The 8,996-nt window shown below is 43.8% G+C and carries 7 protein-coding genes; all 7 read right to left on the bottom strand.

The annotated features are described in order from the left end of the window. Positions 1–682 precede the first annotated feature (682 nt). Positions 683–2,095: a Fe-S cluster assembly protein SufB gene (sufB, locus tag BU200_RS03230; protein ID WP_075098793.1), complete on the bottom strand. Its 1,413-nt coding sequence runs from the start codon at positions 2,093–2,095 to the stop codon at positions 683–685. A 378-nt stretch (positions 2,096–2,473) separates the two neighbouring features. Beyond that, entirely contained in the window at positions 2,474–2,908 is a 435-nt protein-coding gene (gene sufU / locus BU200_RS03225) for a Fe-S cluster assembly sulfur transfer protein SufU (RefSeq protein WP_075098792.1), read from the bottom strand. Then, complete coding sequence (locus BU200_RS03220; RefSeq protein ID WP_075098791.1) at positions 2,895–4,124, bottom strand: cysteine desulfurase; 1,230 nt, start codon at positions 4,122–4,124, stop codon at positions 2,895–2,897. Before BU200_RS03220 ends, sufU begins: the two co-directional genes overlap by 14 nt. 6 nt (positions 4,125–4,130) lie before the next feature. After that, positions 4,131–5,393 carry a Fe-S cluster assembly protein SufD gene (gene sufD, locus BU200_RS03215; protein WP_075098790.1) on the bottom strand — a complete coding sequence of 421 codons (1,263 nt, stop codon included), beginning with the start codon at positions 5,391–5,393 and terminating at the stop codon, positions 4,131–4,133. A 29-nt stretch (positions 5,394–5,422) separates the two neighbouring features. After that, the gene (sufC, locus tag BU200_RS03210; RefSeq protein ID WP_075098799.1) at positions 5,423–6,193 is read right to left on the bottom strand and encodes a Fe-S cluster assembly ATPase SufC; all 771 of its coding nucleotides are present in this window, start codon (positions 6,191–6,193) and stop codon (positions 5,423–5,425) included. A 679-nt stretch (positions 6,194–6,872) separates the two neighbouring features. Then, positions 6,873–8,051, bottom strand: a complete 1,179-nt coding sequence (locus BU200_RS03205) for a glycosyltransferase family 4 protein (protein WP_075098789.1) — start codon at positions 8,049–8,051, stop codon at positions 6,873–6,875. Next, positions 8,048–8,773, bottom strand: a complete 726-nt coding sequence (gene mecA, locus BU200_RS03200; protein WP_075098788.1) for an adaptor protein MecA — start codon at positions 8,771–8,773, stop codon at positions 8,048–8,050. The genes BU200_RS03205 and mecA overlap by 4 nt, the downstream gene beginning before the upstream one ends. Between the last annotated feature and the right edge of the window lie 223 nt (positions 8,774–8,996).

Here is an 8,996-nt window from a genome sequence, read left to right as displayed (position 1 = left end):
CAAACGACTGGGATTGCCATCATGGGCTTAGTGCGCCCAAAAATAGGAAAATAAGCAAAAAGTAAGCTTCGAAAGCGAAGCTTACTGGAATTAATGCTTACAAATAGGGCTTACTTAACAACTACTTAAAGTTTTTAGAGGTGCCCGACTATATTAGAAAATCCCTCAAGGAGAGGCTTCTATTTGAACTCCTAGAAATGGAATTGTTTCACCATTTCTAGGAGTTTTTTGTGACGTCAAAAAAGATTGAAAAAAATGGTCAATATTAGTCATTTTCTTCAATCTGATCACTTATAAGTACGCCTACCATTTCTGTCGGTAAAATGACGGCAACCAATAAGCCTATGCTTATTGGTTGCTTGCGTTTAGTAGGTAGAGCGCTTATCATTGCTCTTTATAGTTGTTTAGTTTACTTTTAGTACTAGGCAACGAGTCGCAGGTAGTTGAAATAGTTGATAACTATTTCAACTGACAAATAAGAAAAGTGTAACTTTTCTCAATGGTACAGCAAGGCGAGTTAACGAAGTAATAAAAGATAAACTAAATGACTATATCTATCACTTCAATTGGTCAAGTATAGATCAAGTAAACCTGTATAAATGCTTCCGCAGTTCCCTATTTCCAGCTTCAGTTGGCAGATGATTGTCACGAACAGCATATTAGCTGCTCATGTCTAATCATGCTATCCAACTGAACCCTCCATCTCATAAGAAATTAAGCGGTTGAGTTCAACGGCGTATTCCATTGGAAGTTCTTTGGTGAATGGCTCGACAAAGCCCATGACGATCATCTCTGTGGCTTCGCCCTCTGACAAGCCTCGGCTCATGAGGTAGTAGAGCTGTTCTTCCGAAATCTTGGATACTTTTGCTTCATGCTCCAAGGCAACCTGAGAGTTGTGGATTTCATTAAAGGGAATGGTGTCTGACTTGGACATATCATCCATGATAATCGTATCACACTCGATATGGCTGACTGATTTCTTGGAGTTGCGGGCAAAGGTTACTTGACCACGGTAGTTTACTGCGCCGCCGCCCTTGGCAATGGATTTCGATACAATGGAAGAACTGGTATGCGGTGCATTGTGGATCATCTTGGCACCTGTATCCTGATGCTGACCAGTGTTGGCGAAAGCGATAGACAGCATGGTACCACGCGCACCCTCACCATCTAGGTACACAGATGGGTATTTCATGGTGGTCTTTGCCCCCAAGTTGCCGTCGATCCACTCGACAGTTGCATCTTTCATGGCACGGGCACGTTTGGTCACAAGGTTATAGACATTGTCAGACCAGTTCTGAATCGTCGTATAACGCATGTAGGCACCGTCAAGGGCAAAAATTTCCACAATCGCCGCATGTAGGCTATCGCTTGAATAGGTCGGCGCTGTACAACCTTCAACGTAATGTACGCTTGCACCCTCGTCTACGATAATCAAGGTGCGCTCAAATTGCCCTGTACTCTCATTATTGATACGGAAATAAGTCTGTAAAGGAATATCACATTTAACGCCTTTCGGTACATAGATAAAGGTACCGCCAGACCACACCGCACTGTTCAAGGCAGCAAGTTTATTATCCGTTGGTGGAACAAGTTTGGCAAAGTACTGTTTGAAGAGTTCCGGGTACTCTTTCAAGGCAGAGTCTGTATCGGTAAAGACAATCCCCAGTTTTTCAAACTCTTCTTTCATATTGTGGTAAACCACTTCTGACTCATACTGGGCAGCAGCTCCTGCCAGATAGGCACGCTCTGCTTCTGGAATACCAATTCTCTCAAAGGTTTCCTTGATTTTTTCAGGCACATCATTCCAAGAGCGGGCTGGCTTATCTGATGCTTTTTGGTAGTAAATCAAGTCATCAAAATCAATCTCCGACAAGTCTGCCCCCCATGTTTCAATGGGCATTTTTTTAAAGGCTTCATAGGATTTGAGACGGAAGTCCAACATCCATTCTGGCTCATTTTTGGCTGCCGACAAGGCACGGATTACCCCCTCATTCAAGCCCTTTCCTGTCGATATAATCGGCTCTACATCATCATGAAAACCAAATTTGTATTCGCCGAGGTCAATCGGCTTTGGCTCTACTCTTTCTTCTGTCATTCTTTCCTCCTCTATCTAGTCTATCGTCAATGAACAGCAACTTCAGATCCGCAGCGAAATTGCGGCGCTTTAAGCAGTTGGTATCTATTTCAAACAAGCAATATAGTCATTTAGTTTATATTTTTATTACTTCGTTAACTCGTCTTGCTGTACCCCAGTACTACCTGCGACTCGTTGCCTAGTACTAAAAATAAACTAAACGGCTATAAAAGTAGTATAGTCATTTCGTTTATTTTTAATACTAGCTCAAACAGTCTATTCCTAGACTGGGCGACACGAGTTGCAAGAGTTGCGTCTCTTTTTCCGAGGTTTTAGGCTGAACTCATATTCTATAAAAATCAATTACAAAATAGAAACGAAATAACTATACTTTGCGCCTTACTCTTCTCCTAAGCCTTTTTTGAGGGCATTCCAAGCCAGCGTAGCACATTTGATCCGCTGAGGGAACTTGGCAACACCCGCTAGAAAAGCGGCATCTCCCAGTTCTTTCTGACGCTCATCTGTCTGTCCTTGAACCATCTCTGAAAAAATCTTTGCTAACTCAAGCACTTCTGCCTTGGTTTTACCTAGTACCAGATCGGTCATCATACTAGCTGCCGCGGTTGAAATAGTACAGCCGGCATTGATAAAGGCAATATCTTCAACGATTTCCCCCGCTTCATCCAGTTTCAAAGACAGGCTGATCACATCACCGCAGGTGGGATTATTCAAATCTACCTGATGGGCACCCTCGATGCTTCCTTGATGATGAGGGTGCTTGGAATGGTCTGCCACCACCGCCATATAAAGGCTTTCTAGTTTAGAAAGTGCCATTGAAAAACTCCTTCGTCTTTTCTAGTGCGTCAATCAACTTGTCACTGTCTTCCTTGGTGTTGTAAAGATAAAAACTAGCCCGGACAGTTGACTGCACGCCCAAATGGGCTAAAAGTGGTTGTGCACAATGATGTCCTGCCCGAACAGCTACCCCCTCATAATCAAGCGCCGTTGCTACATCATGAGGATGTAGCCCTTTCACATTAAAAGAAATCACACCTGAACGCTGGGCTAGCTCCTGTGGCCCATAAATCTCAATCCCTTTCATTGCCTGTAATTTTGGAAAGAGATATGACATCAATTCTTGCTCGTGAGTCGCAACATGCTCCATACCGATTTCTTCCAAGACATCAATGGCTTTGGCAAGTCCAATGGCACCTGCCATATTGGGCGTCCCTGCCTCAAACTTCCAAGGCAAGTCTTTCCAAGTAGCAGATTGCTCATAGACAAAGTCAATCATTTCACCGCCAAACTCCACCGGCTCCATCTGCAACAACCACTGCTCCTTGCCATAGAGAACACCGATTCCTGTGGGCCCCAACATCTTATGGCCTGAAAAGGCAAAGAAATCCACATCTAAATCTAGCACATCAATCGCTATATGAGGGGTTGATTGGGCTCCGTCTACCACCATGATTGCTCCTACTTGATGAGCAAGTCGGGTGATTTCCTTAATCGGATTGACCACGCCTAAGACATTTGACACATGAGTAATAGAGACAAATTTGGTCTTGGACGATAACTTGGACTGCAGATCCTCCATGTCCAAGTATCCATCTTTCAGATAGACATAGACCAGTTTGGCTCCTGTCGCTTGACAGACCTGTTGCCAGGGAATGATATTGGCATGGTGTTCCATGATGGAAATCAGAACTTCGTCACCCGGTCGCAGCATTTGAGCTGCAAATTGGGCTACCCAGTTGAGGCTACTTGTCGTCCCCCTTGTGAAGAGCACTTCCTTGGTAGACTTCGCGTGGATAAACTGCCTCACGCGTTCGCGCGCTGCTTCATAGCGACTGGTTGCTCGCTCTGCCAAGCTATGAACACCTCGGTGAACATTGGCATTGTCTGTCTGGTAGTAGTCCAGTATCTCTTCTAATACGACTTGAGGTTTTTGGGTGGTTGCTGCATTATCGAGATAGACCAAGGGCTCATCATGAATCAACTGGTCTAAAATCGGAAATTCTTTTTTGATGGCATGGCTATCTACTGGCATGGCTTCTTACCTCTTATTTAACTTTTCTTCAATCCCGTCAATCATCTCATCACGGGCTTCCTTAACAGGAATTTCTGTAAGCACTGCTCCCAAAAAACCACGTACGACCAAGCGTTCTGCTGTCGCCTTGTCCAAGCCGCGACTCATGAGATAGTACATGTCTTCAGGATCCACCTGACCGATAGAGGCAGCGTGTCCTGCTGTGACATCATTTTCATCAATCAAAAGGATCGGGTTGGCATCGCTTCGAGCCTTATCAGACAACATCAAAACGCGGCTTTCTTGCTGGGCATCCGCTCCCTTGGCTCCCTTGATAATGTGGCCAATTCCATTGAAGGTAAGCGTTCCTCTTTCAAGGATCACCCCGTGCTGGAGGATATTGCCAATCGAATGCCGACCGTAGTTCGTCACTCGTGTATCGATCCCCTGCACTTGCTTATCGCTTGACAGGGCAACTACCTTCATATCCGCATGGCTACCATCACCGTACAGGTCACTGTCAAAATCTGCTACGACATTGCCCTCATTCATAACGCCAAGCGCCCAATCAATGCTGGCATTATGAGCCAGATTTCCACGGCGGCTCATGTAGGTGGTAAGCTGCTGGCCTAGGCGGTCAATCGCCGCAAATTTAATCTGACTACCAGCTCCTGCAATGACTTCTACCGTAATATTCGCCGTTGCTTTTTCACTGCCTGTACCGATACTTTCAAAGCGCTCTAGGTAATTCAACTTGGTATTTTTACCCGTAATCACGAGAATGTGCTTATTAAAGGGTACCGTGCTATCACTGTCTTGGTAGAAAATGCCCTCAACAGGCACATCAATCTCAACATCATCAGGCACATACAAGACCGCTCCACTGTTGAAATAAGCTGTATGGTAGGCTGCCAATTTATCCGTATCATAGGCGACTGCCTTGGTGAAATACTGCTCCATGACTTCTGGGATTTCTTCCAAGGCTGTATAAAAGTCGGTAAAGACAACGCCTGCTTCAACCAATTCTGGGGACAATTGCTCAAAAACGGTCTTCGTGCCTACTTGCACCAGCTTAGGATTGGTACCCAAGGCTGTGAAATCAGGAACCTTGTTCGTTACTTCTGATTCTACAATGGTTCCGTCCCCAAGATTCCAGCGGTGGAATTTCACCCGCTCAATGGTCGGCAAGGCCAGTTTTTCAATCTTTTCAAAAGCTGCTTGACGAAGGTCGCTCAACCAAGTAGGTTCTGCATGTGCTTGTGAAAAAAGTTTAATGGCTTCTTTGGTCATCTTTTTCTCCTTTCTGAACAAGTTTCACCTTAAACTTCTTCTTCATAAGTCAAGCCTAGCTCTTCTGCAATTTTCGCATATCCCTCTTTTTCAAGACGGATAGCAAGTTCTGGACCACCTGATAGCACGACACGACCCTCCATCATGATATGGACAACATCAGGTGTAATATAGTTTAAGAGACGTTGGTAGTGGGTGATAATCATAGCACCAAAACCTTCTCCACGCATGGCATTCACTCCCTTTGAAACAACTTTTAGGGCATCGATGTCAAGACCAGAGTCAATCTCGTCCAACAGAGCAAAGGTCGGCTCCAACATCAAGAGTTGCAAGATTTCATTGCGTTTTTTCTCACCACCTGAGAAGCCTTCATTGAGGTAGCGCTCTGCCATTTCCTCTTTCATGTTGAGCAACTCCATTTTTTCATCAAGCTTGGTGATAAAATCACGGACAGAAATCTTCTCTTCCTCTTCTTTTCCAGCATTCATGGCTGCGCGTAGAAACTCTGCATTGGTGATGCCTGGGATCTCACTCGGGTACTGCATTGCAAGGAATAGCCCCATACGAGCACGCTCATCAACTTCCAACTCCAAGACATTAACACCGTCAAACAAAACCTCACCTTGGGTCACTTCATAGTTCGGGTTCCCCATAATCGCAGCTGAAAGGGTTGATTTTCCTGTCCCATTTGGTCCCATGATCGCAGCAACTTCCCCTGTTTTCAGGGTTAAGTTCACTCCCTTTAAGATTTTCTTGCCTTCGATCTCCACGTGAAGATCCTTGATTTCTAGTACTGACATACCTGCCTCCATTCCGTTTTTATACTCTTTGAAATCAAAAGGTTACTTATACTCGTCAAAAATCAAATTCTAACGTCGTTCATTCACCTGCTGAGTAAAAAGCTCCAGTGGAGTTTTTTAGCCTGTTCCCTTAAAACAAGAAAGAACAGAGTTCTGCCTGCTTCAACAGTCTAGGAATAGACTGTTGAAGGTTGGAAATAAAACGAGTGGAACTCGTGTCAAGCGTGCCCCTTTGGGACATAACTGTTTCAGCTTTAGTCAGTTCCAGATTTTGCATTTTATAGAGTATAGCCGTTTAGTTTATTTTTAGTACTAGGCAACGAGTCGCAGGTAGTTGAAATAGTTGATAACTATTTCAAGTGATAGATAAGAAAAGTGTAACTTTTCTCAATAGTACAACTCAAGATACGAGAGCGTTAAGCAACTCCTAGACAAAATAGGAAATACGACGAAGAAGCTGTGGCTTCTAGGAGTATTTATCTTTTTGTCAGTGAGTTGTAGCTAAAGTTCAATTATACAAGACGAGTTAACGAAGTAATAAAAATATAAACTAAATGACTATATTAGTTAAAGTCAGAATCAGACCTTAACTTTGATCAAGCATGATATTCAAAGAGTACTACCTGATTATTATATCAAAAAAGAGCCAATTAGGCTCTTTCTTTGTTTTGAAATATTCTTATTTTCCTTTTTTCCACTTGTTTGCTTTCTGCGCTCGTTTTTTTGCCAGATATTCCTGACGGGCATCACTATTGCCAATGAAGCGCAGCAGGGTTAGAATCGGGGTTCTGTTTTCCCCAAAGATCCCAATTAACTCGCTGAGAATTTCTACTCCCAGCAAAAGTGCGATCATCAAGAGGACACCGCCCAATCGGCTCGATACATTTAGAAGAAGGGATATGAGGGAAAAAATAAAGGAAATGGCATAGATGACGAGAACCGTCCCTCGATGGGTCAAGCCAAGTGACAGGAGACGGTGATGCAGGTGCATCCGATCTGCCTCATAGATTTTTTGTCCGGACAAGGTTCTGCGGATAATCGCTACTAGGGTGTCGGTAATCGGCACTCCCAGAATAATCATCGGCGTCACTACGGCAACAGCCGTGGAATTTTTTAGACCTTGGAGAGACAAGACCCCTATCATAAAGCCGATAAACAAGGCTCCCGTATCGCCTAAGTAGATGATGGCAGGATGATAGTTATAGGGAAGAAAACCAACAATTGCAGCAACTAGAACAAAGACCGTTAGGGTCAGATAGATATTGCTGTCGTGCAGGAAAAAGTAGGATACAATTCCCATGGTCGTTAGGGAAATAATGGACACACCCGATACCAGACCATCAAGCCCATCAATCAGATTGACCGCATTGGTAATAGCTACAATCCAAAGAATGGTCAAACAAAAAGAGAGCCAGACCGGAAAGTGAAGCATGGGACCGCCAAAAGGGATTTTGAAATTGTCAAAGCGAAATTCGGTAAAGGTCCAGATAATCGTAGCCGCAAGGAGCATTCCTACCATCTTGGGCAACGGACGCAACTCCTTGATATCATCAATCAAGCCAGTGATAATGATGATACCGCTAGCAATAACTAGGGGTAGGATATACTCAAAATAGGTCCCTCGAGGGGAAAGACGTGTCACCACAAAGGGCAAAAAGCACATGGTGGCTATAAAGAAGGCTATAAAAATCGCCAAGCCACCGGCAGTGGGCATTGGAACCTTGTTGATACGGCGGGCATTTGGATTGTCTACTGCATCAATCCTAAGCGCTAAAAAACGGACCAAGGGGGTTACCATAACGGAGACCATCATTGTGAGCAAAACGACAATGATGTACTGCAAAGCAAAGGGTATCATACCAAGCTCACCTTCCCAAGCTCATCAACCGCACCGACCGGTATCAAGAGAACACCGTGTTCCTGAAGGACTGCACGCGAGATAGACGCATCATCTGCATGCTCTAGCATCCGTGACAAGATATAGTCTGGATAGCATGTCGAACGATTTTCGATATTGATTAAGACAGTCATATAGTAACGACCATCCATCTTGTAAAGTTCCGACTCCTCGATAGTGAAATCCACCAGCGAGACAAATTGGACTGCCTCCTGTAAACTTGCAAAGTTCAAGATATAGTAAATGTATTGGCGTTCTACTCTATCGACTTCCTCAACTTCATCTGCTTCGACTTCTTCCAGATGTTGGATAGCCTTATCGTCTCCTGCACTCTTTTCTCGAATTGTCTTTTCGAGTGTCTTTAAAAATTCATCTGGTGTCATTTGCGAGAGCTCATCAAAGTCTGCCATATCCGTAAAATCATCAAAGTTTACATGTTGATCAATCTCTGATTTGGTGACAAAGATGTCCACCTTGTCTGGTTTTGGCGTCACACGAAAACTCAACATCCCGCTCTCGCGGAAGGTTACTGGCAAATCCAATTCATCTAAAACAGTATAGAAAAACTCCTCTGTTTTTTCCTGCGGCACTAGAAAATCCGCGATTTCCATTCCCCGCTCTTCCAAGTCTTCTATTTTGATCGTGATTTTCAAGGTCGAATCACTAATTTGTTTCATCTTCATTTCGCTACTCCGTACTTTACCATTCTTCCCAAATCTGCAAAAAGCATTTGAGAACCCGTAGTCCATTCATTATACAAAAAAATAAGCCCTTTTACAAAAGAAAAGAGAGGGAATAAAACAGAAATCGCTGACAGCTAGCTACCAATCTTTGATACGCTATATAGTCATTTAGTTTATATTTTTATTACTTCGTTAACTCGTCTTGCTGTACTCCAGTACTACC

Origin of the sequence: Streptococcus acidominimus (assembly GCF_001921825.1) — a bacterium.
GTDB lineage: Bacteria > Bacillota > Bacilli > Lactobacillales > Streptococcaceae > Streptococcus > Streptococcus acidominimus.
Note: the sequence above shows the minus strand (reverse complement) of the source record. Positions and strands in the feature narration are given on the sequence as shown.

What these genes read in the sequence shown, in the direction of transcription:
- sufB (WP_075098793.1), bottom strand. Translation starts at nt 2,095, where the DNA reads ATGACAGAAGAAAGAGTAGAGCCAAAGCCGATTGACCTCGGCGAATAC.
- sufU (WP_075098792.1), bottom strand. Translation starts at nt 2,908, where the DNA reads ATGGCACTTTCTAAACTAGAAAGCCTTTATATGGCGGTGGTGGCAGAC.
- BU200_RS03220 (WP_075098791.1), bottom strand. Translation starts at nt 4,124, where the DNA reads ATGCCAGTAGATAGCCATGCCATCAAAAAAGAATTTCCGATTTTAGAC.
- sufD (WP_075098790.1), bottom strand. Translation starts at nt 5,393, where the DNA reads ATGACCAAAGAAGCCATTAAACTTTTTTCACAAGCACATGCAGAACCT.
- sufC (WP_075098799.1), bottom strand. Translation starts at nt 6,193, where the DNA reads ATGTCAGTACTAGAAATCAAGGATCTTCACGTGGAGATCGAAGGCAAG.
- BU200_RS03205 (WP_075098789.1), bottom strand. Translation starts at nt 8,051, where the DNA reads ATGATACCCTTTGCTTTGCAGTACATCATTGTCGTTTTGCTCACAATG.
- mecA (WP_075098788.1), bottom strand. Translation starts at nt 8,773, where the DNA reads ATGAAGATGAAACAAATTAGTGATTCGACCTTGAAAATCACGATCAAA.